At 63.9% G+C, this 25,594-nt stretch carries 21 protein-coding genes; 5 read left to right on the top strand and 16 right to left on the bottom strand.

Annotated features, from left to right (window positions below; translation table 11 throughout):
- Positions 1-18: 18 nt before the first annotated feature.
- On the top strand, positions 19-1,443 hold the full coding sequence (glnA, locus tag GTW58_RS02850; RefSeq protein WP_119932253.1) for a type I glutamate--ammonia ligase: 1,425 nt from the start codon (positions 19-21) through the stop codon (positions 1,441-1,443).
- A 157-nt stretch (positions 1,444-1,600) separates the two neighbouring features.
- Positions 1,601-2,350 (top strand): acetolactate decarboxylase, encoded by a 750-nt coding sequence (gene budA / locus GTW58_RS02845; RefSeq protein ID WP_119932254.1) that lies wholly within the window; start codon positions 1,601-1,603, stop codon positions 2,348-2,350.
- Between the two features lie 100 nt (positions 2,351-2,450).
- Here the strand turns inward: budA and GTW58_RS02840 are convergent, their stop codons facing one another.
- Both GTW58_RS02840 and GTW58_RS02835 read right to left on the bottom strand, forming a co-directional pair.
- The gene (locus GTW58_RS02840) at positions 2,451-5,750 is read right to left on the bottom strand and encodes a bifunctional [glutamine synthetase] adenylyltransferase/[glutamine synthetase]-adenylyl-L-tyrosine phosphorylase (RefSeq protein ID WP_119932255.1); all 3,300 of its coding nucleotides are present in this window, start codon (positions 5,748-5,750) and stop codon (positions 2,451-2,453) included.
- A gap of 1 nt (position 5,751) precedes the next feature.
- Complete coding sequence (locus GTW58_RS02835; RefSeq protein WP_119932256.1) at positions 5,752-7,095, bottom strand: glutamine synthetase family protein; 1,344 nt, start codon at positions 7,093-7,095, stop codon at positions 5,752-5,754.
- Positions 7,096-7,346: 251 nt separating this feature from the next.
- On the opposite strand from GTW58_RS02835, the gene panB reads away from it, so the two are divergent.
- Complete coding sequence (gene panB / locus GTW58_RS02830; protein ID WP_232817938.1) at positions 7,347-8,192, top strand: 3-methyl-2-oxobutanoate hydroxymethyltransferase; 846 nt, start codon at positions 7,347-7,349, stop codon at positions 8,190-8,192.
- 30 nt (positions 8,193-8,222) lie between these two features.
- On the opposite strand, the gene GTW58_RS02825 is transcribed toward panB, so the two are convergent.
- Positions 8,223-8,399, bottom strand: a complete 177-nt coding sequence (locus GTW58_RS02825) for an SPOR domain-containing protein (protein ID WP_119932258.1) — start codon at positions 8,397-8,399, stop codon at positions 8,223-8,225.
- 227 nt (positions 8,400-8,626) lie between these two features.
- Between GTW58_RS02825 and map the strand changes: the two genes are divergently transcribed.
- Together map and ppgK are read left to right on the top strand one after the other, a co-directional pair.
- On the top strand, positions 8,627-9,571 hold the full coding sequence (gene map / locus GTW58_RS02820; protein WP_119932259.1) for a type I methionyl aminopeptidase: 945 nt from the start codon (positions 8,627-8,629) through the stop codon (positions 9,569-9,571).
- A gap of 17 nt (positions 9,572-9,588) precedes the next feature.
- A complete protein-coding gene (ppgK, locus tag GTW58_RS02815; protein ID WP_119932260.1) occupies positions 9,589-10,455 on the top strand; it encodes a polyphosphate--glucose phosphotransferase in 867 nt (288 codons plus the stop codon).
- Between the two features lie 424 nt (positions 10,456-10,879).
- Here ppgK and nrdR read toward each other — a convergent pair whose 3' ends face one another.
- From nrdR to murC, 13 genes are all read right to left on the bottom strand, one after another.
- Positions 10,880-11,452: a transcriptional regulator NrdR gene (gene nrdR / locus GTW58_RS02810; protein WP_231559540.1), complete on the bottom strand. Its 573-nt coding sequence runs from the start codon at positions 11,450-11,452 to the stop codon at positions 10,880-10,882.
- A 42-nt stretch (positions 11,453-11,494) separates the two neighbouring features.
- Entirely contained in the window at positions 11,495-12,904 is a 1,410-nt protein-coding gene (hisD, locus tag GTW58_RS02805; protein WP_369793001.1) for a histidinol dehydrogenase, read from the bottom strand.
- Between the two features lie 34 nt (positions 12,905-12,938).
- Positions 12,939-16,445 carry a DNA polymerase III subunit alpha gene (gene dnaE / locus GTW58_RS02800; RefSeq protein WP_209436304.1) on the bottom strand — a complete coding sequence of 1,169 codons (3,507 nt, stop codon included), beginning with the start codon at positions 16,443-16,445 and terminating at the stop codon, positions 12,939-12,941.
- 120 nt (positions 16,446-16,565) lie between these two features.
- Positions 16,566-17,504: an RluA family pseudouridine synthase gene (locus tag GTW58_RS02795; protein WP_119932262.1), complete on the bottom strand. Its 939-nt coding sequence runs from the start codon at positions 17,502-17,504 to the stop codon at positions 16,566-16,568.
- Positions 17,497-18,033 carry a signal peptidase II gene (gene lspA, locus GTW58_RS02790; protein ID WP_119932263.1) on the bottom strand — a complete coding sequence of 179 codons (537 nt, stop codon included), beginning with the start codon at positions 18,031-18,033 and terminating at the stop codon, positions 17,497-17,499. Before lspA ends, GTW58_RS02795 begins: the two co-directional genes overlap by 8 nt.
- A gap of 26 nt (positions 18,034-18,059) precedes the next feature.
- Positions 18,060-18,683, bottom strand: a complete 624-nt coding sequence (locus GTW58_RS02785) for a DivIVA domain-containing protein (protein WP_047690381.1) — start codon at positions 18,681-18,683, stop codon at positions 18,060-18,062.
- 295 nt (positions 18,684-18,978) lie between these two features.
- Entirely contained in the window at positions 18,979-19,272 is a 294-nt protein-coding gene (locus tag GTW58_RS02780; protein ID WP_047690378.1) for a YggT family protein, read from the bottom strand.
- An 8-nt stretch (positions 19,273-19,280) separates the two neighbouring features.
- A complete protein-coding gene (locus GTW58_RS02775; RefSeq protein ID WP_047690376.1) occupies positions 19,281-19,934 on the bottom strand; it encodes a cell division protein SepF in 654 nt (217 codons plus the stop codon).
- A gap of 64 nt (positions 19,935-19,998) precedes the next feature.
- The gene (locus tag GTW58_RS02770) at positions 19,999-20,736 is read right to left on the bottom strand and encodes a YggS family pyridoxal phosphate-dependent enzyme (RefSeq protein ID WP_119932264.1); all 738 of its coding nucleotides are present in this window, start codon (positions 20,734-20,736) and stop codon (positions 19,999-20,001) included.
- Positions 20,733-21,539 (bottom strand): purine nucleoside phosphorylase YfiH/LACC1 family protein, encoded by an 807-nt coding sequence (locus tag GTW58_RS02765; protein WP_232817939.1) that lies wholly within the window; start codon positions 21,537-21,539, stop codon positions 20,733-20,735. The genes GTW58_RS02770 and GTW58_RS02765 overlap by 4 nt, the downstream gene beginning before the upstream one ends.
- Before the next feature lie 147 nt (positions 21,540-21,686).
- Entirely contained in the window at positions 21,687-22,928 is a 1,242-nt protein-coding gene (gene ftsZ / locus GTW58_RS02760; RefSeq protein ID WP_047690426.1) for a cell division protein FtsZ, read from the bottom strand.
- 316 nt (positions 22,929-23,244) lie between these two features.
- Positions 23,245-24,210, bottom strand: a complete 966-nt coding sequence (locus tag GTW58_RS02755; RefSeq protein WP_119932265.1) for a cell division protein FtsQ/DivIB — start codon at positions 24,208-24,210, stop codon at positions 23,245-23,247.
- A complete protein-coding gene (murC, locus tag GTW58_RS02750) occupies positions 24,210-25,577 on the bottom strand; it encodes a UDP-N-acetylmuramate--L-alanine ligase (protein ID WP_232817946.1) in 1,368 nt (455 codons plus the stop codon). Before murC ends, GTW58_RS02755 begins: the two co-directional genes overlap by 1 nt.
- Positions 25,578-25,594: the final 17 nt, after the last annotated feature.

Below are 25,594 nucleotides of genomic sequence, written 5' to 3'. Positions count from 1 at the left end.
AACAGAAGGAGTACGTCAGTGTTCAAGACACCCGAAGAAGTCCTGGCCTTCATCAAGGACGAAGAAGTTGTCTTTGTGGACATCCGCTTCACCGACCTTCCCGGTGTGCAGCAGCACTTCAACCTGCCTGCCAAGGCCATCGACGACGACTTTTTCGAGAACGGGCAGCTGTTTGACGGCTCCTCCATCCGCGGCTTCCAGGGCATCGCCGAGTCGGACATGCAGCTGATCCCGGACATCGCCACCACCTACGTGGATCCGTTCCGCGTGGAGAAGACCCTGGTGGTCACCTGCTCGATCGTCAACCCGCGCACCGGTGAGCCGTACCACCGCGATCCCCGCGGTGTGGCCGAGCGCGCCGAGGCCTACATGGCCTCCACCGGCATTGCCGACATCGCCAACTTTGCCTCCGAGGCCGAGTTCTTCATCTTTGAGGACGTCCGCTACGACGTCCAGCCGCAGGGCTCCTTCTACGCCGTGGACTCGGATGAGGCCATCTGGAACTCCGGCCGCAAGGAAGAAGGCGGCAACCTGGGCAACAAGACGCCCACCAAGGCCGGCTACTTCCCCGTCTCCCCCGTGGACAAGCAGGCGGATTTGCGCGATGCCATCTGCGTGGGCTTGGAAGAGGTCGGCCTTGAGGTTGAGCGTTCTCACCACGAGGTGGGTGGACCGGGCCAGGCGGAGATCAACTACCGCTTCAACACCCTCTCCCACGCAGCGGATGACCTGCAGAAGTTCAAGTACGTGGTCAAGAACACCGCAGACGCCTGGGGCAAGTCCGCCACCTTCATGCCCAAGCCGATTTTCAACGACAACGGCTCCGGCATGCACTGCCACCAGTCCCTGTGGAAGGGCGGCGAGCCCCTGTTCTACGACGAGAAGGGTTACGCTGGTCTCTCCGACGTCGCACGCTGGTACATCGGTGGTCTCCTGGAGCACTCCTCCGCCGTGTTGGCCTTCACCAACCCGACCGTGAACTCCTACAAGCGCCTGGTCAAGGGCTTTGAGGCCCCGGTCAACATGGTCTACTCGCAGGGCAACCGCTCCGCCGGTATCCGCATCCCGATCACGGGCACCAACCCCAAGGCCAAGCGCCTGGAGTTCCGTGCACCGGACCCCTCCTGCAACCCGTACCTGGCCTTTGCGGCACAGCTGATGGCCGGTCTGGACGGCATCCGCAACCGCATTGAGCCGGCCGAGCCGATCGACAAGGACCTCTACGAGCTTCCGCCGGAAGAGGCCAAGGACATCAAGAAGGCTCCGGGCACCTTGGACGAGGCCCTGGAAGCACTCGAGCAGGATCACGAGTTCCTCTTGGCAGGCGACGTCTTCACCGAGGACCTGATCGAAACCTGGATTGTGTACAAGCGCGAGAACGAGCTGCTGCCCCTGTCCGTGGTCCCGCACCCCATGGAGTTCGCCCTGTACTACGGCGTGTGATCACCACCGTGTGAACTCTGTTACCCAGGCGTGCGCCACCTGGAAACAGAGCCCAACTGGGAGTAGAAGTGAACGTGAGTCACTTCTACTCCCAGTTGTCGTTCCCGCACCCTCAGACACGACGACGCACGCGTGGAAACCTACCGAGAGGACACCCATGGCCACCGGCCCCAAAGAACTCAACGGCGAGATGATGTTCCGCAACGAGGTGTTCCAGACCGGGCTGATGGCTGGGCTCTTGGACGGTGTCTACGACGGCGAGATGACCATTGGCGAACTGCTGGGTCACGGCAACTTTGGTCTGGGCACCTTTGACGGCCTGGACGGGGAAATGGTGGTGCTGGACGGGGTGGCCTACCAGATGCGGGCTGATGGAAGCATCGAACCAGCTGGATTGCGGCAGAAGACCCCGTACGCCGTCGTCACCAATTTTGTGCCCACCATCCAACGTGAGCTCCCGAACTCGCTGCTGCGCAAGACAGCCTCACAGGTGCTGGATGACCTGACGGTCTCTGAGAACTACATGTACGCCCTGAAGATCACCGGACACTTTGACTGGGTGCGCACCCGGACCGTGATCAAGCAGTCCAAGCCGTACCCGCGCATGGTGGATGCCACGGAGAACGAGGACATCCTGCAGTTCGATGACGTCGACGGCACGATCGTGGGTTTCCGCACCCCGATCTACGAACAGGGCATCTCCGTACCGGGTTGCCACGCACACTTCATTGATGAGTCCCACACCCGAGGTGGGCACGTGATTGATTTCAAGCTCAGAGAAGCTCGTGTGGAGATCTGCCCGGGCACGGAACTGCGCCTGCACCTGCCGGTCACCCCTGAGTTCTCCGCGGCCAACTTGTCCCCGGAGGACTTGGCGGATCAGATCTCCAAGACGGAGAAGCACTGAGCCGTGTCCCGGTCCGTGAGATCACCACCAAGTGCTGAGATCACCCACAGCGGGGTGTCATCTCAGCACCAGGCGGTGATCTCACGGGCCTGATGTGGCCTCACCGGCCGTAGAAAACCCGTTCGAACACCGAGCGGGCATGCCTGGTGATCTTCAAGTAGTCGTCCTCCAACGCCTCGGCATGCCCCGAGGGGTAGCCGCACCACCGGGCCACGGCCTCCATGTCCAGACCCGCCTTGGGCAGCACGTCCGATGACCTTCCGGTGCGCAGGACGTTGTAGTTGCGGATCTGAGTGCACAGCCGCCACGCACGGCTCAGTGCCTGGGCGTCAGCCTCCTCCAGGAGGTTCTCCTCCACGGCAGCTTGCAGGGTGCGCAGGGTGCTGGTGGTCCGCAGGCTGGGATGGTCGTGGGCGTGTTGGAGGTGCAGGGTCTGCGCCAACCATTCGACGTCCGAGAGGCTGCCGCGCCCCAGTTTGAGGTGCCGGTTGGGATCCGCCCCCCGTGGGAGTCGTTCGTTCTCCACCCGAGCCTTCATCCGCCGGATGTCCTGCAGTTGCCGGTCGCTGAACTCCGCGGGATAGCGGTGGGGATCAATGACCTCCAGGAAATGCCGGGCCACCGCATCCGACCCAGCCATGGGCAGGGCTCGGGTCAACGCCTGGAACTCCCAGGTTTCTGCCCAGCGGCCGTAGTACTCACGGTAGGAGTCCACGGATCTGACCATGGCTCCCTGCTTGCCTTCCGGGCGGAGGTCGTTGTCGATCTCCAGGTACCGTTCAGCCACAATCACCGGGGTGCACGGTGCCTTGAGCAGCTGGATCAGTCGCTGCACCACGCTTTGCGCCTGATCTGCCGCACATTGTTGGGCCGTGCGCTCGGAGTCATCGGCAGCAACCGCCTCCTGACCTGCAGGCACCGGGCCGTGGTCCATTTCCGGGTGCCCGTGGGAATGCTCACCGGTGCACGGCATGTAGGCGAACATGACATCCGCATCCGAGCCGTAGCCGATCTCTCGCCCGCCTTGCCGGCCCATGGCCACCACCAGAACATCAGCCAGACAGCCCTGTTCTTCCCTGATGTAGAGCTCGCGCTCGGCAACGTGCAAAGCCCCCAGGACGGTGGCGCGGTCGACGTCTGACAGGGCTGCCACCACCCGATCCACATCCAGCAGACCGCAGGCGTCAGCCAGCGCCACCCGCAACACTTCACGACGCCGCAGCACACGAATCATGCGGATGGCCTCATCAGCCCCACGGTGGCGATCCATTTGTGCCTGGATCTCCTCCCACAGGTGGGCGAACTCATGGGGTTCCAGCTCCGCGTCGCGTCCCAGCCATGCCACGGCCTCGGGCTGGTTCTCCAGCGAATCCGTGATGTAGCGGGAGGACGAGACGATCTGGCACAGGCGCTCGGCTGCCATGTTGGAATCGCGCAGCATCCGCAGGTACCAGGGCGAGCTGCCCAGGGCCTCAGAGATCCGACGAAAACCCAACAGGCCGGCGTCGGCGTCGACACCCTGGCCAAACCATTCCAGCAGGACGGGAAGCAAGGTCCGCAGAATCTCGGCACGTCGGCTGACGCCCTTGGTAAGTGCTTCCAGGTGCCGTTGGGCCGCACGTGCATCGCGGTATCCCAGCACGGTGAGACGGTCACGGACCTGTTCGTCGCTGAGGGCCACACCGTCCAGCGGCGTGTGGGACAAGGCGGCCAGCAGCGGGCGGTAGAACATCTTCTCGTGCATGCCCTTGACCTGGCGTTGCACTTTGCGCCATTGCTCCACCAGGGCATCACCATTGGCCCGGGTCACCGGCTCTGGTGGCTGCATGGCCACCGCGATCACGTTGAGTTCGGGTTTTCTGGTGGGCATCAGGTGCGTTCGGCGCAGCCGGAACAGCTGGATCCGGTGTTCCAGCAGCCGCAGCCACCGATAGTGCTGACCGAACTGTTCAGCGTCTTTCCTGGCAATGTAGCCGTGGTCGGAGAGCGCATGGAGAGAGACCGTGGTGGCCTGGGTACGCACACGGTCATCACTGCGTCCGTGGACCAGTTGCATCAGCTGAACTGTGAATTCCACGTCCCGTAGCCCACCGGGACCCAGTTTGATCTGTCGTTCACGTTCCTCGGACGGGATGTTGTCCGTGACCCGGCTGCGCATGGCCTGCACCGACTCCACAAACCCCTCACGCTGGGAGGATTCCCACACGAACGGGGTGATGGCTTCCGCGTAGCGCCTGCCCAATTCACGGTCACCGGCCATGGGTCGGGCCTTGAGCAGCGCCTGGAACTCCCAGGACTTGGCCCACTTCTTGTAATACCGCACATGGGAGTCCACGGTGCGTGACAGGGGGCCGTCCTTGCCTTCCGGACGCAGGTTGGCATCCAGCTCCCACAGGGGTGGTTCCGACGACGACGTCATGATCGCCCGTGCCGTCCCCGATGCCAACTTGGCGGCGAGCACGGCCGCGCGCTCCTCATCATCCAGGCTGTTGGCAACGGAGCCACGTGGTGATGCGGTGGATGATCGCGCCACCGTCTGGTCCATGTCTGTGCCGGTGGCTTCCGGGTCTGCCTCGGCCTCAGCCGCCGCCTCGATCTGCGCGACAGTCGTCGGTGCCTGATCCAGCAGTTCATGGACGTAGATGACGTCCACGTCAGAGATGTAGTTCAGCTCCCTGGCGCCGCACTTGCCCATGCCGATCACGGCAAGACTGACCCGGGGAAGCAGATCACTGTCCTGCTCATCCGCAGACTCCAGCAACTCAGCACGGGAGACGCTCAGGGCGGCGTCGATCGCGGCTGCGGCCAAATCCGCCAGCTGCCGTCCCACGGCGGGAACCTGGTCCACCGGGCTCATTGCCCCCAGATCCCGCAAGGCAATACGGGTGAGACCACGGCGGTAAGCCACGCGCAGAGCACGGTAGGCGTCATCACCGGTCACGGTGGCCACGGGCAGGTGATCGGTGGCTTGAGCCCCCACGGAATCCAGCAAGTCCTGGCGCAGTTGCTCCGCGGGGATGTCCTGCGGCTCCGCCTGCAGCGGTTCATCCGCCAGATCCAGATGCTCAGGATTGCGAATCAGGAACTCCCCCAAGGCTTCGGAAGCTCCCAGCAGCCGAATCAAGGTGGCAGCACTGCGCGGATCCCCAGTCAGCCGTTGTCGTGCCCTGGGATGTGCCTCGATCAGCCGAACCAGCGTGCGCACTGCCGTGTCCGGGCCGGCGGCATACTTTTCCAACATCTCCAGCAGGACCGGGAGGTCCGCCTGGGCCAGTTCCGGAAAGCCCAACCACCGGCGGGCGTTCTTGAGATCCGCGAACCCCACGTGGATCAGGGAGCCATCGGTCAGGGACTCCACGGAGGTGTTGTTCTCGGCGTGGTCAGGACCCGCAGGGCACATCTCAGAGCAGTCCCAGGTTGGTCTGGAGTTCGTGCCTGGTGACCACGGTGCGGTAGCTCTCCCATTCGGCGCGCTTGTTGCGCATCAGGTGGGTGAAGACCTGCTCCCCCAGAAGCTCTGCCATGAACTCGGACTGTTCAGCGGCCCGGATGGCATCGTGCAGGCTGGCCGGCAGGGGCTCGTGACCGGCCACCTTGCGTTCAGCCGGACTCATGGAGGCAAGGTCATCCGACTCCACGGGCGGCAGTTCGTACTCTTCCTCCACGCCCTTGAGACCAGCAGCCATGACCGCCGCGTAAGCAAGGTACGGGTTGGCTGCCGAATCCAGGCCGCGGTACTCGATGCGGGCGGACTGGACCTTGTCCGGCTTGTAGAGCGGCACCCGGACCAGCGCTGAGCGGTTGTTGTGACCCCAGGAAATGTAGGAGGGGGCCTCTGCTCCGGACCACAGGCGTTTGTAGGAATTCACGAACTGGTTGGTCACGATCGCCATCTCCGCGGCATGGCGCAGGACCCCTGCAATGAAGTGGCCTGCGATCTTGGAGAGCTGGAACTCGGCACCGGCCTCGAAGAACGCGTTCGTGTCGCCTTCGAAGAGGGAGAAGTGGGTGTGCATGCCGGAACCGGGGTGGGCGGAGAACGGTTTGGGCATGAACGTGGCGTAGGAACCGTGTTCCAGCGCGGTCTCCCGGACAACGGTGCGAAAGGTCATGATGTTGTCGGCGGTCTGCAGGGGGTCGGCATAACGCAGGTCGATTTCGTTCTGCCCCGGGCCTGCCTCGTGGTGGGAGAACTCCACGGAGATTCCCACGTCCTCCAGAGTCAGCACCACGTCTCGGCGGAAGTTCTGGACCACTCCACCGGGTGTGTGGTCAAAGTAGCCTTCCCGGTCCACCGGCACGGGTTCATCCGTGCGCGGATCCAGCTCCGCCGACTTCAGAAGGTAGAACTCGATTTCCGGTGCGGTGTAACAGGTCAGGCCCTTGGCAGCGGCCTTGTCCAGGACCCGCTTGAGGACGCCCCGGGGATCGGCCAGGGACGGCTGGCCCTCCGGTGTGAGGATGTCGCAGAACATGCGCGCCGTGGGCTGGTCCTCACCACGCCAGGGAAGCAACTGGAACGTGGCAGGATCCGGCTGCAACAACATGTCCGACTCGGTCACACGGGACAGACCCTCAATGGCCGAACCGTCAAATCCCAGGCCCTCTTCAAAGGCGGCTTCCACCTCAGCCGGAGCCAGGGCCACGGACTTCAAAGTGCCCGTGACATCGGTGAACCACATGCGAACAAATCGGACGTCACGTTCTTCAATGGTGCGCAGCACGAACTCTTGCTGACGGTCCATGGACAACTCCTCACACGGGCTCTGGGGTCTTGGTCCCCACCCTATCGCCCACATCACACGGGCCATCCACCGGCCAACACCGCCGTGAAGGTTTTACACACCTCTTACATGGCAGAAGACCCACACGGCTGGTGCTGCGCATGACGGCTGACTCACACAGCCGGGGACGTACACTGCCGGGCGCTCACCCTTGGCTGAACCAGCCCCGCTGCACAGCAGCAGGTGGCATGACCCCCGATAGGCTGGAACCCATGAGCAACTCTGCAACGCCGCAGGAAAACACCGGAGACGGCCTGGCCCAGGTTCAGCGGATCCGCACCCATCATCTGGCACAGGCCAAGGCCGCCGGTGAGCGTTTCACCATGCTGACCAGCTACGACTTCATGACGGCTGAGCTTTTTGACCAGGCGGGAATCGACACACTGCTGGTGGGAGATTCCGCCAGCAGCACCGTGTTGGGCCATTCGTCGTCGTTGCCCATCACCGTTGACGAGTTGCTGCCCATGTGCCGTGCAGTGGCTGCAGCCGCCAAGCGGGCCTTTGTGGTGGTGGATCTGCCGTTCGGCTCCTACGAGGAGTCCCCCGAGCAAGCCGTGCGCACTGCGGTGCGGTTCATGAAGGAGGGCGGCGCGCACGGCGTGAAGATCGAGGCCGATGCCTCCACCGCCCACCTGGTGGCTGCCGTGGTCCGTGCAGGTATCCCCGTGATCGGCCACGTGGGCTTCACCCCGCAGTCCGAACACGCCATGGGCGGCTACCGCATCCAGGGACGCGGAGACGCTGCCCAGAAGGTTCTGGACGATGCCCTGGCCCTGGAAGCTGCCGGCGCCTTCTGCATCCTGATGGAGATGGTGCCCTCAGAAACTGCCACCTCCGTGGATCAGGCTCTCACTGTGCCCACCATCGGAATCGGGGCAGGGGCCCAGACCACCGGCCAGGTCCTGGTGTGGCAGGACGCTTTGGGCCTCAACGGTGGCAAGGTGGCCAAGTTCGTCAAGCGCTATGCAGACCTGCGTGGCGTGATGACCCAAGCCGTGACGGACTACGTCCAGGACGTCCGATCAGGAGCGTTCCCTGCCCAAGAACACACGTATTGAGCGGCCCACCCCACCGTGTGAGACCGCCAGTCAGTCGTCCTGGCGGTACTCACGCTCGTTGTCATCCCAACGCTTGGTGTTCTCGGCCGCGGTCTGCAACGCCCGCTGCGCATCCTCGCGGGAGGCATACGGCCCCATCAACTGGCTGTAATCGGACTGCGGGCCCACCTCAACCTCGCGGGTCTTGAGGTTGTACCAGAACTCCATGACGTCCTCCGTGCGGTCTCTACAATCCAATGGCCGGTGTTGCCAACGGAAAGGTTCTCACCAGCGTGGAACCCTTGCCGATCAGCCTACGACACACTCCCGCAACGGTGTCGTCACCCCGTCACACGAACCACATCGCACCCGCGTGGACGGTGCAGCAGGCGGGCAGGCCAATTAGGCTGGCGGAAGATCCAGACACCGTCCAGGACCCAGGAGCCCAAGAACACGTGAGCACACCCACTGCCACCACGCCCGGAACCTCCGGGCAGTCCCACAACCTGCCCGCGCAGCCCGGAACCGCCCCTGTGGGGCGGCTGGCCCCCGGCGTCCTCAGCCCGTGGCGGCAAGTTCCGGCGGCCATCACCCGCCCGGAGTACGTGGGCAAGCCGGAAGCCGATGAAGGCAACGACTCCAACATGTACACCGCTGAGGAAATCGATCGGGTCCGTGCTGCCGGGCGGATCGCAGCCAACGCCCTGCAGGAAGCCGGCAGGGCGTGTGTCCCCGGGACCACCACCGATGAACTGGACCGAATCGCCCACGAATACATGTGCGATCACGGTGCCTACCCCTCCACGTTGGGCTACCACGGTTACCCCAAGTCTCTGTGCTCCTCCTTGAACGAGGTCATCTGCCACGGCATCCCGGACTCCACCGTGCTGGAGGACGGGGACATCATCAACCTGGACGTGACCGCCTACAAGGACGGCATGCACGGGGACACCAACGCTATGTTCCTGGTCGGCGAGGTGGATGAGCAGTCGCGCCTGCTGGTGGAACGCACTCAGGAAGCCCTGAACCGCGCCATCAAGGCAGTGCGCCCCGGACGGCAGTTCAACGTGATCGGGCGCGTCATTGAGAAATACGCGCAGCGCTTTGACTACGGCGTGGTCCGTGACTTCACCGGCCACGGTGTGGGCCGCGAGTTCCACTCAGGACTGATCATTCCGCACTACGACGCCGCTCCCGCCTACTCCTCAGAGATCCGGGCCGGGATGATCTTCACCATTGAACCCATGCTGACCCTGGGCACCATTCAGTGGGACCAGTGGGACGACGACTGGACCATCACCACACGGGACCGGCTGCGCACCGCACAGTTCGAACACACCATGGTGGTCACGGACGACGGCGTCGAGATCCTTACTCTTCCTGACAACAGCGCTGCGTGAGCGAAAGGACCCACCAGATGAGCACCGAGCAGACCAACACCACCGGCCAGCGCCCTGACGATCCTGCACCGTCAGCCGCACTGGGCTCCCCCACCAGCCCGCGCCGCGTGATCGGCATTGATGTGGGAGGCACCGGCGTCAAGGGCGGAATCGTGGACCTTGACGCCGGGGATCTGGTGGGTGAGCGATACCGCATCCCCACCCCGCAGCCCGCCACTCCGGAGGCCGTGGCTGAGGTCATTCAACAGATCGTCGCGGAACTGCAGACCCGTGAGGGGGCTCCTGAACCGGACTCCCCCATCGGCGTGATCGTGCCCTCCATCGTCAAGGACGGCGTGACGTTGCTGGCCGCCAACATCGACCCCACCTGGGTGGGTGCCAACATCGCGGGTCTTCTGGCGGGGAAGCTCAACCGCCCGGTGTCCGCCCTCAACGACGCCGACGGCGCCGGCCTGGCCGAAACCCTTTACGGGGCGGGCAAGGACGTCTCCGGGACGGTGCTGGTGATGACCCTGGGCACGGGCATCGGTTCCGCACTGATCGTGGACGGCAAGCTGGTGCCCAACGCTGAACTGGGCCACCTGGAACTGGATGGACACGACGCCGAAACGCGCGCTTCTGCCACCGCGCGCGAGCGGGATGACTTGTCTTTCAAAAAGTGGGCCACCAAGCGCCTGCAGCCTTATTTTGAGCACGTGGAGATGCTGTTCACGCCGTCGCTGTTCATCATCGGAGGCGGAGTGTCCAAGAAGGCGGACAAGTTCCTGCCCCTGTTGGAACTGAACACGCCCCTGAAGGTGGCACAGCTGCGCAACAACGCAGGCATCGTGGGTGCTGCCCTGTGGGCGGAAGGCGAAACCATCTCCATCACCGGAGAGGCCTGAGCGCACCCAGCCCGCGGCCCTGAGCCCCTCGGTACCGGGCCCCTACTCGTGACATCACCACCTGCTGCTGAGATGACACCCCGTTGTCGGTGATCTCAGCAGCAGGTGGTGATCTCATGTGTCGCGCAAGTTTGCACGCTTAAACTTTCACCTGAAACTTCAGAGTGATTGCCACCGGCAAAGCCTCATCCCACTGCCGAACTTCATGCAAGTGTTGGGGCATGAATAAAGCCCGGCAGGTGTCGCGGCTTCCCCTCCGCAACCCCTACCGGGCTTTGTGCGTTCAGTTTATGACCATGTTTCCGAGAAAAGCAACCCGGAAGTTCAGGAAATTTTCTGGTTCATCGTAGGACACACCGGAAGTTGGCCGCTACGTTGCCGGGTGTTAACCCTCAACCAGGCCTGTAGCGCCCACCGGCCAGGATCAAAGCAAACGTTCCTGCGCAGGTTGAGTCTCTGCAGACGCGGACTCACGAGCCTTCCCGCCACGAGTCTGAGTCTTGGCTTGAGTGTTTGCAGCAGCCCGCTTGGATCGGCGCGGCGCGTGACCGCCCTCCTCCACCAACGCCTGCTGGCCCGCGGCCTGAACCTGCTGCTCCTGCCGCAGGACGTCAATGGCCGCCTCAAAATCATTGAGATCGTTGAACGCCTGGTAGACGGAGGCAAACCGCAGGTAGGCCACCACGTCCAGGCGTCGCAAGGGCTGGAGGATGGCCAGCCCCACCTCATGGGCCTCGATCTCCGCTATGCCCTGGGACCGGACGGCTTCTTCCACCTCCTGCGCCAACTTGGCAAGGTCGTCTTCCGTCACGGGCCGCCCCTGGCAGGCCTTCCGTACCCCGGAGACGATCTTGGAGCGCTCAAAGGGCTCGGTGACCCCGGAGCGTTTGATCACGGCAATGGTGGTGGTCTCCAAGGTGGAGAACCGCCGACCACATGAACCGCACTGGCGGCGCCGACGGATGGCGGCGCCGTCGTCCGTGGTGCGGGAGTCCACGACCTTGGAATCGGGGTGGCGGCAGAACGGACAGTGCACCCCTCAGCCCTCTCCACCCGTTGCGGCAGCGGCGCGGACTGTGACGGCCACGCCGTGATTGGGCAGATTCTCCGCCTCTGCCAGGGCCACGATGTCCGTCTGCAGGGCTCCCAGAGCCTCCTGCGTGTATTCGATGACCTGAACGGCCTTCATGAAACTGGTGGTACACAGACCTTGTGCATGAACTGCAGAACCACCAGTGGGCAACACGTGATTGGAACCAGCCGCATAATCGCCCAGTGGAACCGGGCTGTAGGGGCCCACGAAGATGGCACCGGCATTGCGCACACGTGCCGCTACCTCCCAGGCGTTGTCCGTATGGATCTCCAGGTGTTCTGCCGCGTAGGCATCCGCTGCCTGAATGGAGGCATCAAGACTCTCCGTCAGGATGACGCCGGACTGAGGGCCTTCCAACGCGGTCTTGATGCGTTCAGCATGACGAGCCTGCGGCGCCATGCGAGCAACGGCAGCAGCCACGCGATCGGCCACGTCCGGCTGGTGGGTGATCAGCACCGAGCCCGCGTCCGGATCATGCTCGGCCTGGGAAATCAGGTCAGCAGCCACGTAATCGGCCTGTGCCGTGTGATCGGCAATCACCGCGATCTCCGTGGTTCCGGCTTCCGCATCCACGCCCACCACAGAACGCAGCAGACGCTTGGCGGTGGCCACAAATATGTTGCCGGGGCCGGTGATGGTCTGCACTGCTTCCAGCGTGTCACCGTGGTCGGGGTCGCTCACTCCGTGAGCCATGGCAGCCAGTGCCTGGGCTCCGCCGATGGCCCACACCTCGTCAACCCCCAACAACCCGGCAGCCGCCAGAATCGTGGGGTGCGGGAGGCCACCGAACTCCGCCTGCGGCGGGGTGCACAACACCACGGAATCCACCCCGGCGGCCTGAGCCGGAACCACGTTCATGACCACTGATGACGGATACACCGCCAAACCACCGGGAACGTAAAGTCCCACGCGAGCCACTGGCGTCCACCGGTGCACCAGCTTGGCGCCAGGTGCCACCTCAACTTCCGCATCCGCCGGACGCTGGGCCGCAGCGAAAGCACGGCACCGCGCGATGGCGGACTCCAACCCGTGGCGAACGGCCGGATCCAGCTGGTGCACGGCATCCTGGATGGCAGCTGCATCAACCTTGATGCGGTCCTGCTCGACTCGATCGAAGCGCCCCGCGTACTCCCGAAGTGCCGCAGGACCACGGGCCTGGACGTCCTCGATGATGGCGCGAACCGTGGCCTCCGCCTGATTCAGGGACTGCGGAGTCTGACGCGGGACGGCCGCACGCAACTGCGCCCAGCTCAGATCCTGACCACGCAGGTCAATCACCCGCATGGTGGGTGCGTGCTCACCGTAGACCGGTGATTCGCAGCGGTTGGGAGTGGAGGAATCGGCACTGGCATTCACACGCGTCATTCTACGGGCGCGGCACGGACAGTTCTCAGTTGGCTACTTCCAGGCATGCCGGACCCAACAGCACTTTCAGATCCCCGAACAAGGCCGGTGAGGCCGAAACCCGGTACTGAGGTGGCAGTGACCAGATCTGCAGGGAGCGTTGGGTCTCCAGATGCACCCGCACCTCCGAGTCCCCCCGGTGATTGCGCAGCACCTCGGCCAAGGCGTTGACCGTCTGCTCCGTGGCCTTGTGTTCCGCCAGGGCGATCTTGACCGGACCGGAATGTCCGTCCGGGTTGATCTCAGGAACGGTCAACTCCATGGCGGACAGGGACGTGGAACCGTCGTCGCGCTTCTGCAGGCGGGCCTTGACCGAACAGATCAGGTCCTCGGCCAGCACCCCTGCAATGGGTGCGTAGGTCTTGCCGAAGAACATGATCTCCACGGAACCGGTCCGGTCCTCCAGCTCGATCCGCGCGTAGGCGTTGCCGGAGGACTTGGCGATCCGCCGCTGCACGGAGGTGATCATCCCGGCCACGGTCACGATCGCCCCGTCCGGCTTGCCACCGTCCTCGGCCAACAGCGCTTGGACGGTGGTGTCCGAGTACTGTCCCAAGGCGTCGTCCAAACCACGCAGGGGGTGGTCGGAGACGTAAAGCCCCAACATCTCTCGTTCAAAGGAGAGCATGTCCTTGCGCTCCCACTCCGGTACGTCCGGGACATCCACCTGTGTGCCTTGGGAGTCTGCGGCGTCGTCGTCGCCACCCATGGCGAACAGGTCAAAGGTGAACTCGCCGTTGGCCTCGTTCTTCTTCTGGGCGACGACGTCGTCGATCGCCTGCTCGTGGCACATCACCAAAGAGCGGCGGGTGTGCCCCAACTGGTCGAAAGCACCGGATTTGATCAGGGACTCGATGGTGCGTTTGTTGCACACCACCACCGGGACCTTGGAGAGGAAGTCGTTGAAGGAAGTGAAAGCACCCTTTTCCTCGCGGGCATCCACAATGCCCTGTACCACGTTGGCACCCACGTTGCGCACCGCCGCCATGCCAAAGCGGATATCGTTGCCGACCGGGGTGAAGGTGATGACCGATTCGTTGACATCCGGCGGCAGGACCGTGATGCCCATGTGGCGGCATTCGTTGAGGTAGAGCGCCAGTTTGTCCTTGTCGTCCCCCACTGAGGTCAGCAGGGCCGCCATGTATTCGGCTGGATAATGGGCCTTGAGGTAGGCCGTCCAGTAGGACACCAGCCCGTAGGCGGCGGTGTGGGCCTTGTTGAAGGCGTAGTCGGAGAAGGACTCCAGCACGTGCCACAGGGTCTTGGAGGCATCCTCCGAATACCCGTTGTCCTTCATGCCGCCAAAGAAGGCATCTTGCTGTTTGTCCAGCTCGGACTTCTTCTTCTTGCCCATGGCGCGGCGCAAAAGGTCTGCCTGGCCCAGCGTGTAATTGGCCACCTTCTGGGCCACGGCCATGACCTGTTCCTGGTAGACGATCAGGCCGTAAGTGGTGTCCAGAATCTCCGCCAGGGGCTCTTCCAGCTCCGGGTGGATGGGGGTGACTTCCTGCTGACCGGTCTTGCGCAGGGCGTAGTTGGTGTGGGAGTTCACACCCATGGGGCCGGGCCGGTAGAGGGCCAGCACGGCGGAGATGTCCTCGAACTCGTCAGGCTGCATCAGGCGCAGCAGCGAGCGCATGGGGCCACCGTCCAGCTGGAACACGCCGAGGGTGTCGCCGCGGGCCAGCAGCTCATAGGAGGCCTTGTCATCCAGCTCCAGGGTTTCCAGGTCGAGTACGAACCCGTCCCGGTTCAGGGTGATGTTCTCCATGGCATCGGAGATGATGGTGAGGTTGCGCAGCCCCAGGAAGTCCATCTTGATCAGCCCCAGGCCCTCGCACGTGGGGTAGTCGAACTGGGTGATCACCTGGCCGTCGGCCTCGCGGCGCATCAACGGGATGATGTCGATCAGCGGATCCGAGGACATGATCACGCCTGCCGCGTGCACACCCCACTGGCGTTTGAGTCCCTCCAGGCCGGTTGCGGTTTCAAACACCTTGGCGGCTTCCGGGTCCTCCTCCAGGACGTCGCGCAGCTCACCGGCCTCGTCGTAGCGCTTGGCGTCCTTGTTGTAGACATCGGCCAGGGAGATGCCCTTGCCCATGATGTCCGGGGGCATGGCCTTGGTGAGCTTCTCTCCCATGGAGAACGGGTAGCCCAACACTCGGGAGGAGTCCTTCAGGGCCTGCTTGGCTTTGATGGTGCCGTAGGTGACGATCATGGCAACGCGCTCGTCCCCATACTTCTCCGTGACGTAGCGAATCACCTCCGAACGACGACGATCATCGAAGTCGACGTCAAAGTCCGGCATGGAGACACGTTCCGGGTTGAGGAAACGTTCAAAGATCAGTCCGTGCTCCAGGGGGTTGAGCTCGGTGATGCGCATGGCGTAGGCCACCATGGAACCTGCACCCGAGCCACGTCCGGGACCCACCCGAATGCCGTTGTCCTTGGCCCAGTTGATGAAATCGGCCACCACCAGGAAGTACCCGGGGAAGCCCATCTGCTGGATGATGCCTTTTTCGTACTCCGCCTGGTCCCTGGCCTCCTGCGGAACACCGTTGGGGAAGCGGTATTCCAGGCCCGCGTCCACCTCCTTGGCGAACCATGAGGCCTCGTTCTCCCCTTCCGGGACGGGAAACACGGGCATGAACTTGCCGATGGATTCATCGAACTCCACGTGGCAGCGTTCGGCGATCTCCAGGGTGTTGTCACAGGCCTCCGGATAGTCCCGGAACAGGTCACGCATCTCCGCCGGGGACTTCAGGTAGAACTCATCGGCATCGAATTTGAAGCGTTTGGGATCAGCCAAGGTGGAGCCGGACTGGACGCACAGCAGAGCTGCATGCGCCTTGGCGTCCTCCGCGTGGGTGTAGTGGAGGTCATTGGTGGCCACCAGCGGCAGGCTGAGGTCCTTGGCCAGCTTCATCAGGTCCTGGTGGATGTTCTTCTCAATCCCCAGACCGTGGTCCATGATCTCGCAGTAGAAGTTCTCCGGGCCAAAGATGTCCCGGAACTCCGCAGCGGCATCGATCGCTTCCTTGTACTGTCCCAGGCGCAACCGGGTCTGGATCTCACCGGACGGGCAGCCGGTGGTGGCAATCAGGCCCTTGCCGTACTGATTGAGCAGCTCACGGTCCATGCGCGGCTTGTAGAGCTGACCTTCCAGGGAGGCGTAGGAGGAGGCCCGGAAAAGGTTCTGCATGCCCTGAGTGGTTTCAGCCAGCAAGGTCATGTGCGTGTACGCACCACCACCGGAGACGTCCTCGCGGCCGCCTTCATGGAATTTCACACGCGAACGGTCCGTGCGGTGGGTACCGGGCGTCAGATACGCCTCAACACCGATGATCGGCTTGATGCCCGCTTTGTTGGCCTTGGCCCAGAAGTCGTAGGCACCAAAGACGAATCCGTGGTCCGTGGTGGCCAGGGAGTCCATCCCGTTGGCATGGCAGGCCTCAAAGAGATCGTCGAGTCGGGCTGCACCGTCGAGCATCGAATACTCGGTGTGCACGTGCAGATGCGTAAAACCTTTGCCCTTCGTCACCCCAAGAGTCTAGCGGCAGGCTCAGACACCATCGCGTGTGCCACAGGTGACGATGCCCTCCCCAGGTGATCAGGGGCCGCTGTCGCGCAGAGTCTCCAAGGCGTAGTCCAGATCCTGGGGGTACGGGCTCTCAAAGGTGACGTTCTGCCCGGTGGCGGGATGCTCGAACCCCAGACGACGAGCGTGCAGCCACTGCCGGGTCAAGCCCAGTCCCGCCGACAGCGCCGGGTCCGCACCGTAGGTCAGATCCCCACAGCAGGGATGGTGCAGCGCCGAGAAATGCACGCGGATCTGGTGCGTGCGCCCGGTCTCCAGGTGCACCTCCACCAAGGTGGCCCGCCCGAAGGCCTCCAGAGTTTGGTAGTGGGTCACCGAGTCCCGGCCGTCGTCCACGACGGCGAAGCGCCACTCGTGGCCCGGGTGGCGGCCGATGGGTGCATCAATGGTGCCCTCCAACGGGTCAGGAAGACCCTGCACCACCGTGTGGTAAACCTTCTCCACCGTCCGCTGCTTGAAGGCACGCTTCAAGGCGGTGTAGGCGCGTTCCGTTCGGGCCACCACCATCAGCCCGGAGGTGCCCACGTCCAAGCGATGCACGATGCCTTGCCGTTCAGCAGCCCCGGAAGTGCTCACGGACACCCCTGCACCAGCCAACGCGCTGACCACCGTTGGGCCTTTCCACCCGGGGGAAGGGTGGGCGGCAACACCGGCGGGTTTGTCCACCACCACGATGTCGTCATCGCAGTACACGACGTCGAATCCGGCCACGACCTCAGGGGTCACGTCGGCCAGATCGACCTGTTCCGGCATGAGCACGGTGACGCTGGTCCCGGCCGTCAGCTTCGCTGACTTGTTCAGGGTGGTGCCATCCGCTTGGACCTCTCCGGCCCTCAGCAACTTTCCCACCACAGTTCGTGATTGGCCGCTCAACCGCGCCACGGCGGCATCTGCCCGTTGGCCGTCGAGCTCAGGCGGCACCGTGAAGTGTTCCGTGACCCGTTCAGTCATGGGTCCTGGATCCGGTGTCGCGCGTCTTGCTGTAGCGGGTGCCGTCCGGCTCACGCCCCATCAGCAGCAACAGGGCGATCAGGGCGATGCCGATCACCACACCGCAGTCTGCAGTGTTGAACACGGCAAAGTGCTTGACGTGGATGAAATCCACAACGTGACCACTGGGGAACCCGGGCCAGCGGAAGAGCCGGTCGGTCAGATTGCCCAGCGCACCGCCCAGGACCATCCCCAGTCCAAGGGCCCACGGCCAGCTGCGAACGCGCGGCAGATACAGCATGATCCCGACCGAGACCACGGCCATGATGCCGGTGAACACCCAGGTGTGGTCTTCACCCAGGGAAAAGGCCGCACCGGGGTTGAGGATGTAGTGCCACCGCACCCAGTCCCCCACCACGGAGATGGATTCGCCCAACTGCATGGTGCGTTCCACGAACGCCTTGGTGGCCTGGTCCAGGACGTAGACCACCAACGCGGTCAGCGCCGCCCCCAGAACGAAAACTGCGGGGCGGCGCTTGGATCCGTTCACCGGATGTGACTCGGTGTGTGCAGAACTCAGGACTGATCTGCCTCAGGCATGACGGAGGGAGCGTTGTCGATCTCATGCAGCTGCCCGGAGATGAACGACTTAAGGCGTTCGCGGTAGCTGGACTCGAAGCCCTTGAGCTGACTGACCTTCTGCTCCAGGACGCCGCGCTCCTGCTCCAGTCCGGCCAGGACTTCCTCCTTGGACCGCTGGGCGTCGGAGACCATCTGGTCCGCCTGGCTCTGGCCCTCGGCCACCAAACGATCATGTTCGGCACGGCCGTTGGCCACGTATTCGTCGTGCAGCTTCTGGGCCAGGGCCAGCACGCCGGCAGCGCTCTGAGCGGAGTCCGTGGTGGGCTGCGCCTGTGCAGCGGCGGGCTCCGGCTCGGTTGCGGCCGCCGGAGCGGGCTCCACAACCGGCTCCGCAGTTTCTTCTGCGGGGGTCTCGGCAGGGGCCGCTGCGCGCGCGTTGTCAGGAGCACTGCCTGCAGCTTCCAGCTGCTGAGTCAGATCGGCGATCTCCTGGTTGAGCGTGCGCAGCTCCAGCACAATCTCATCCAGGAAGTCATCAACTTCATCCTGGTCATAGCCTTCACGGAATTTGGTCGGCTGAAACCGCTTGTTGATGACGTCTTCAGGAGTCAGAGCCATGGGGTGTTTTCTCTCCTCGTGCAGGTCATTGCGTGGGTCTTGGCCCCCGAGCAGCAGGCCCTGTGAGCATTGGCGTCTGATGTTCCCGTTTGCCAGCCCGGCTCCCGGTGGTCCAGACGCCCATCAACTCAAGGGACGACCGCGACGCAATGGTCATGTTCTCTCAACACAGTACATTGTCCCGGCGCGTTCCCGGATCATCGATTCACCGACGACGCCGCTGTTGCACGGCCCCTGGTGGCTGCGTTGGTGACCGTCCGCCGCTGCCTCGTCCTTGAGCGGTCCGGGGGTCGGGTCAGCCGAAAAACATGGCGGCCAGGATGCCTCTGAGGAAGGTCAGGCCCAGGATCAGGATGATTGCGGAAAGATCCAAGGCAATACCGCCCATGCGCAACGGGGGAATCAGCCGACGCAACGGCTTGAACACCGGGTCTGTGATGCCGTAGACCACCGAGGCGAAAATCAGCATCACACCCTGCGGACGCCAGTTGCGTGACCAAGAACTCACCATTTCCAGCACAAAGCGTGCCAGGACCACCAGGACCAACAGGTGGGAGGCCAGGTACAGGATGCCCAGAACGATGTTCACTGATTCACTCAAGCCTGTTCGTCAGCGGAAGCGGTCTCCTGCGGGGTGGTGTTGTCCACCACCTCCACATAGGAGGGGGTCAGCAGGAACACGGTGGTGGTCACGCGCTCAATGGAGCCGTGCAGTGCGTACACCAGGCCGGCCGCGAAATCGACGAGTCGCTTGGCCTCAGCCTCACCGAGGTCCGTCAAATCCATGATCACAGGGGTGCCGTCCCGGAAGGACTCACCCACGGACTTGGCGTCGTTGTAGGAGCGCGGGTGCACGGTGGTGATGGTGCGCATGTCGTCAGCATTCTCTCGTGAAGTGGAGGGGGCACGCTTGATGGGAGTCACCGGGGCACGGTACTCGGCCTCTCGGCGCGGTTGTGCCGATCTGGATCGAGCACTGTGCGGCGTGGAGCTCTCACGGCTGCCCTCAGTGCTGCCGCGAACGGCTGAGGACCCGGAGGGCCGAGTCTCTGCACTGGACCGGCCGGGCTGGGGGGCCGCGTTCCGGGGTGCCGGCACCTGACTGCGTTCCTCACGTTCCACCCGTTGATCACGGCTGGACTCTGTCACCCGGGGGGACTCGGCGCGCGATTCGCGCTGTTCGGCCTGGGATGGCGCATCGGGCTCGGCCAGACCCAGCGCAATCATGGCTCGGCGCATCGACTGGCCCATGGACGGCTCTCCTTGATCTGGTGCGGGAAGTTCATCTGGTGCGGGGTGGTGTACCGGGGTTGGATCAACCCACCGGACGCGCACCGAGAATACCGGAACCAACTCGAACGTGGGTGGAGCCCCACCGTACGGCTGCCTCCAAATCCGCGCTCATACCGGCGGAGATCCACTGCGCTGCCGGTGCGGTCCTGCGCACCACCTGTGACAACTCGAACAATTCCTGGAAGGCAGGATCAGGGTCTTGACCCAACGGAGCCACGGCCATGACACCTTGCAGACGTAGTCCGTCCTCCGCTTCCACTGCCTCAGCCAGGCGTTCCAACTCCGCTGGAGCAACCCCTCCGCGCCCCGCGGTGCCATCCAGTGACACCTGGATCAAGCACTGGAGATCGCGCTCGGCATTGGGCCCGCGGGCAACCTCACCGGCAAGAACGCTCTCCCTATGCCGGCGCACTGATTTACCCAGGCCCGTGACCAAGGACAGACGGTCCATGGAGTGCACGCAGGAGGCGTAACGGACCACGGAGTTGGTCTTCTTGGACTGCAGTTGGCCAATGAAGTGCCAGGTCACCTCGGGAGCCTCTGCGGCTTTGGCTGATGCTTCCTGGTCCCGGTTCTCCCCCACCTGAACAATCCCGAGTTGGGCCAATCGGCGAACATCCGCTGCCGGGAAGAACTTGGTCACGGCAATCAGTTCGGCTGGCCCCGTGCCCACCTGCCGCTGTTGTTCGGCAGCAGCCAAACGCTCACGCACCTGGGCCAGATTCTCTGCCAGCTCGGTCTGACGCTGATCTGCACTCACAGCTCCACCGCCCCGTCCTGCTGATCGCTGCCGAGGTTGGCACCTGGATGCTCGGGCACGGTGACCACACCCACGATTCGACCGCTGCCTGCATCCCGCCTGTGGGAGAACAAAGTGGTGTTCTCCAGGGTGCAGGCCACGGTGGGCTGGTCCTGGGGACGGTCCACGTCCACGCCCATCTCCTGCAGACGCCGCACTGCCGCGCCGGGCAGGTCCAGGGACGGCGTCCCCCAGCTCGTTTCAGCACGGACGCCGGGGCTGCGCAACTCCGAGTCCGCAGCCATCTGCTCCGGAACCTCGTAGCAGTCACCGCACACACTGGGGCCCACCACCGCATAGATTCTGACAGCTGCGCGGGTGCGCATGGCATCCACCGTCGCTTCCAGCACCCCATCCAGAAACCCGTTGCGGCCGGCGTGGGCGACGGCTGTGACACACACGCGGGGATCACCCGGATCCTGGCCCACCAGAACAACGGGTACGCAGTCGGCCACCATCACAGCCAGCGGCCGGCCGGTGGTGGACACGGCGGCATCAGCCGTGGGCACCACACCAGCGGCCAGTTGCTCCGCATCTGCAACCGTGTTGCCGTGGACCTGGTTGAGATACAGCATGCTGCCCGGCTGCACTCCCAGCTGAGACTCCAGGGCTGCACGACGACGACGCACCGCCTCATGATCATCACCCACGTGCAGTGCAAGATTGCCGGCGCCACGGTTGGTGAACCCTACGTGAGCCGGGCCCACCGTGGTCTGGTACCAGTACATTCCTGCCTCCCGCAGCGGTTGCCGTGTTGTGGTCATCGTCCTGCGCGGCCAGAACTCCTTGTGTCCCGGCCCGCCACCATTGTCCACCAGTGCTCAAACATCACATGAGAATGAGCCGGATGCCTGACAGCACGCTTCCGGCTCATTCTCAGGGGGTGCCGCTCCATGAGCTGCGGCGTCACATCACTTCAGGAAATCCGGGAAGTCCAAAGAGTCCTTGCGATTGGAGGAACCCTTCACGGAGTCCTGCTCGGCCGGCAGATCAACATCGAATCCGGCGTCGTCCGGGACGTCGTCGTTGGACTGCTGCGACCATCCGGAGGTGGAGGTGCCACGGCCCTGAGTGGACTGACCGCCGCGCTGCGGGGAGCGTCCGATGTTGGCGGGCTGGCCGGCGCCGGAGCCGAAGGCTGCACGGGTGGAGGCGGCCTGCTGAGCGGCAGCCGAGGTGTTGTTGGCGTTGGTCTCCGGGGAGACGGAGTCAAAGCCTGCAGCAATCACCGTCACGCGAGCCTGGTCACCCAGGGCGTCGTCGATCACGGCACCAAAGATGATGTTGGCCTCCGGGTGAGCGACTTCCTGGACCAGGCGAGCGGCCTCGTTGATCTCGAACAGGCCGAGATCCGAGCCACCCTGGATGGAGAGCAGCACGCCGTGGGCACCGTCGATCGAGGCTTCCAGCAGCGGGGAGGCAATGGCCAGCTCCGCAGCCTTGACGGCACGGTCCTCACCCTGGGCGGATCCGATGCCCATCAGGGCCGAACCGGCACCCTGCATCACGGACTTGACGTCCGCGAAGTCCAGGTTGATCAGACCCGGGGTGGTGATGAGGTCGGTGATGCCCTGCACACCGGAGAGCAGCACCTGGTCAGCGGACTTGAAGGCATCCAGCATGGACACGTTGCGATCCGAGATGGAGAGCAGACGGTCATTGGGGATGACGATCAGGGTGTCGACCTCGTCCCGCAGGGTCTCGATGCCGTTCTCGGCCTGGTTGGAACGACGACGCCCCTCGAAGGTGAACGGACGGGTGACCACACCGATGGTCAGGGCTCCCAAGGAACGGGCGATGCGGGCGATCACGGGCGCGCCACCGGTACCGGTGCCACCACCCTCACCGGCGGTCACGAAGACCATGTCCGCGCCCTTGAGGACCTCTTCGATCTCCTCCTGGTGATCTTCAGCAGCCTGGCGCCCCACATCAGGGTTGGCGCCTGCACCGAGTCCGCGGGTCAGCTCGCGTCCGACGTCCAGCTTGACGTCGGCATCGGACATCAACAGCGCCTGGGCGTCAGTGTTGATGGCGATGAATTCAACGCCGCGCAAGCCTTCTTCGATCATGCGGTTGACGGCGTTGACGCCGCCGCCGCCGATGCCGACGACCTTGATGACGGCCAGGTAGTTCTGGGGAGTCGTGGTGTCCATGATCACCTGTTTCACTTCGGGGGTCCGCCCGCCTGGGACGAACGGGCTGTTGATGGTGAGCCCTCCGCCGACCCCATCATTCCTTAACCCTCAAGTTGGGATTGAATGATGAGTGACCAGCAGATACGGCGCACCTATTTCTTCCACGCAAAGACTAGCAACGGGTTCACGGCTCACTGCACGTAAGTGGGTGTGTTGAGCAGTGCATTGCCTGGAATTTGACATCACTACTTCAAGCTTCAGGCAAACCTTGAAGTCTGTGACCCCACCACCAGGGCATTCACCGTACCGAGACACCCGGCGAAGGCAGTTGATGTCAGCTCAGGACCGGGTGTTCCGGCGTGGAGACGTCATAGACGTTCACCGCCCCGGTCTGTTCGGGAGCTTGTACCAGTTGAGCCAGAACTTCAGCTTTCAACGCACTCTGGGTGGCATCCCCCCACTTGACCGTGATGCCACCGTTCAACTCCAGCTCCACGGTCGAATCGGACTGGGCCTTGGCGGAACTGACTTGTTCCAGGAGCGAGGACGGCAAGGTGGAGAGCACATCTGCCACGGAGGTGAAATCCTCTGTGCCCAACACCTCCGTACCGCCCTCAATCACCGGGACATGGAGCTCGGCCAGATCCTCGGTGGTACCCAACACCGTGCCCTCATGGTCCACCAGGCTCCAACTCTGACCGTCCTGGACCGCTGCAACAGCAACCCGTTCCGTGAGGTCCACGATCAACCGGCGGTCGGGCATGGTCATGACATGCACGGATCGAACCTGCGGCAGGTCCCCCAGGCTGTCCATCACATCGGACTCGGAAATCTGCGCCATGGGTGTGCCCTGAAAATGCTCCAGATGCTGTTGGACGTCTTGTTCGTCCGTGAGCTGCGCACCGTTGACCTCAATAGCACGCACGGCCAAAAGCGGGGAGAAGAAGATCACCCACACCAGCACCAAGGCGGCCACCACAGCAGTGATCGCAGCCCACAATGCCCGACGACGGCGTCGTGAACGCCTCTGAGCGGGAGTCAACGGGGGCGTGCGTTGCGCTCCATCAGCAGCATCAGTGGTGGGATTCTCCACCTGGACATGGCGCCGCCAGGCGCTGAACCGTCCACCACCTGCCGGGACCTCCTCGAACCGCTCAGGGTCAAGATCAGAGACCTTGGAGCCGTCATTGACCTGAACCTCCGCTGCATCATCCGGTGAGGGGTCGCTGACGGAAGGATCGGTGGGGCTCTGCCCGGTGCGGTGGAAGTTTGGCTGGTGGGGCCGCTGGCCGGGGGCCATCAGCGAGTGGCCTCCCCGGCAGACGCCTGGTCCGCCGCAGTGGCCAGGGCTTCCACAAGGCGCGGTCCGTGGACGGTGACGTCGCCGGCGCCAATGGTCAACATCAGATCGCCGGGCTGTGCTTGAGCCACCATCTGATCCATGGCCTGCTGGGCATCCTCCGCAGCCGTGACGTTCTCCCCCGCAGCATCCGTGATGAGTTCTGAGGTGACACCTGGCATGGGGTCCTCGCGTGCGGCAAAGATCGGCAGGACCCAAGCGTGGTCTGCCAGTTCCAGTGCCGCGGCGAACTCGGTGGCAAAGGCCTTGGTCCGGGAGAACAGGTGCGGTTGGAACATGGCCAACACACGGTGGCCTTCACCGGCCACGTTGCGCGCTGCGGTCAGGGCCGCTGCCACTTCCGTGGGGTGGTGGGCGTAGTCATCGAACACGCGCACTCCCCCGCCCTCGCCCTTCAGGTCGAACCGGCGAGCAGATCCATGGAAGCCCGTCAGCCCGCGCAGGGCGTCCTCAGCCGGAACTCCGGTGGCCAAGGCCACCGCAAAAGCAGCTGTGGCGTTCTGCACGTTGTGCATCCCCGGCACTGACAGCGTCAAACGGTGGCGGCGTGCATCTGCGCCTTCACCCACGACGAGTGCGGCGCTGGAGCCCAGACCGTGGGGTTCGACGTCGTGAATCTCAATGTCCGCCGTGGAATCGGTGCCGTAGGTCAGGACCCGGCCACCACGGTCACGGACCTTGCGCGCGAGGTCCCTGGAACCGGGGTCGTCCTGGCAGGCAACCAGCGTGCCGCCGTCGCGCAGCGTTGCGGCGAAGTCGTCAAAGGCCTGGAAGAAAGCTTCCACCGTGGGGTAATGGTCCAGGTGGTCCGGTTCAATGTTGGTCACCACCGCCACGCTGGGGGCGTATTTGAGAAAGGACCCGTCCGATTCATCGGCCTCGGCCACGAACCACTCACCGTGACCCAAGGCGGCATTGGCTCCCAGGTCCGCCACATGTGCACCAATGGCCCACGACGGTTGGCGCCCTGCGGCCTCCAGCATGACCGCAGTCATGGAGCTGGTGGTGGTCTTGCCGTGCGTGCCGGCCACGGCCACCACGTGGGAACCGTGCATGGAGACTGCCAGGGCGTCCGAACGATGCACCACCTGCAGTCCACGCTCACGTGCCGCCGCCAGTTCAGGGTTGGACTCACGAATGGCCGTGGAGATCACCACGGTGTCCACGTCCTGAACGTTTTCCGCCTTCTGCCCCACCGTCACCGTGGCACCTTGTTCCCGCAGTTGGGTGACGGCCGTGGAGTCTTGAGCATCGGATCCGTACACGGGCACACCGTGGGCCAGCAGCAGACGAGCGACGGCGGACATGCCCGCCCCGCCGATGC

Origin of the sequence: Kocuria subflava (assembly GCF_012163155.1) — a bacterium.
Taxonomy (GTDB): domain Bacteria; phylum Actinomycetota; class Actinomycetes; order Actinomycetales; family Micrococcaceae; genus Kocuria; species Kocuria subflava.
Note: the sequence above shows the minus strand (reverse complement) of the source record. Positions and strands in the feature narration are given on the sequence as shown.

Excerpts from the sequence above, each read along its gene's own strand:
- GTW58_RS02835 (WP_119932256.1), bottom strand. The coding sequence starts at position 7,095 with ATGGACCGTCAGCAAGAGTTCGTGCTGCGCACCATTGAAGAACGTGAC.
- ftsZ (WP_047690426.1), bottom strand. The coding sequence starts at position 22,928 with ATGGACACCACGACTCCCCAGAACTACCTGGCCGTCATCAAGGTCGTC.
- GTW58_RS02795 (WP_119932262.1), bottom strand. The coding sequence starts at position 17,504 with ATGACTGAACGGGTCACGGAACACTTCACGGTGCCGCCTGAGCTCGAC.
- budA (WP_119932254.1), top strand. The coding sequence starts at position 1,601 with ATGGCCACCGGCCCCAAAGAACTCAACGGCGAGATGATGTTCCGCAAC.
- panB (WP_232817938.1), top strand. The coding sequence starts at position 7,347 with ATGAGCAACTCTGCAACGCCGCAGGAAAACACCGGAGACGGCCTGGCC.
- murC (WP_232817946.1), bottom strand. The coding sequence starts at position 25,577 with ATGTCCGCCGTCGCTCGTCTGCTGCTGGCCCACGGTGTGCCCGTGTAC.
- GTW58_RS02775 (WP_047690376.1), bottom strand. The coding sequence starts at position 19,934 with ATGGGCCAGTCGATGCGCCGAGCCATGATTGCGCTGGGTCTGGCCGAG.
- GTW58_RS02765 (WP_232817939.1), bottom strand. The coding sequence starts at position 21,539 with ATGACCACAACACGGCAACCGCTGCGGGAGGCAGGAATGTACTGGTAC.
- GTW58_RS02825 (WP_119932258.1), bottom strand. The coding sequence starts at position 8,399 with ATGGAGTTCTGGTACAACCTCAAGACCCGCGAGGTTGAGGTGGGCCCG.
- dnaE (WP_209436304.1), bottom strand. The coding sequence starts at position 16,445 with ATGCTCGACGGTGCAGCCCGACTCGACGATCTCTTTGAGGCCTGCCAT.
- GTW58_RS02755 (WP_119932265.1), bottom strand. The coding sequence starts at position 24,210 with ATGGCCCCCGGCCAGCGGCCCCACCAGCCAAACTTCCACCGCACCGGG.
- GTW58_RS02840 (WP_119932255.1), bottom strand. The coding sequence starts at position 5,750 with ATGTGCCCTGCGGGTCCTGACCACGCCGAGAACAACACCTCCGTGGAG.
- ppgK (WP_119932260.1), top strand. The coding sequence starts at position 9,589 with ATGAGCACCGAGCAGACCAACACCACCGGCCAGCGCCCTGACGATCCT.
- GTW58_RS02785 (WP_047690381.1), bottom strand. The coding sequence starts at position 18,683 with ATGGCTCTGACTCCTGAAGACGTCATCAACAAGCGGTTTCAGCCGACC.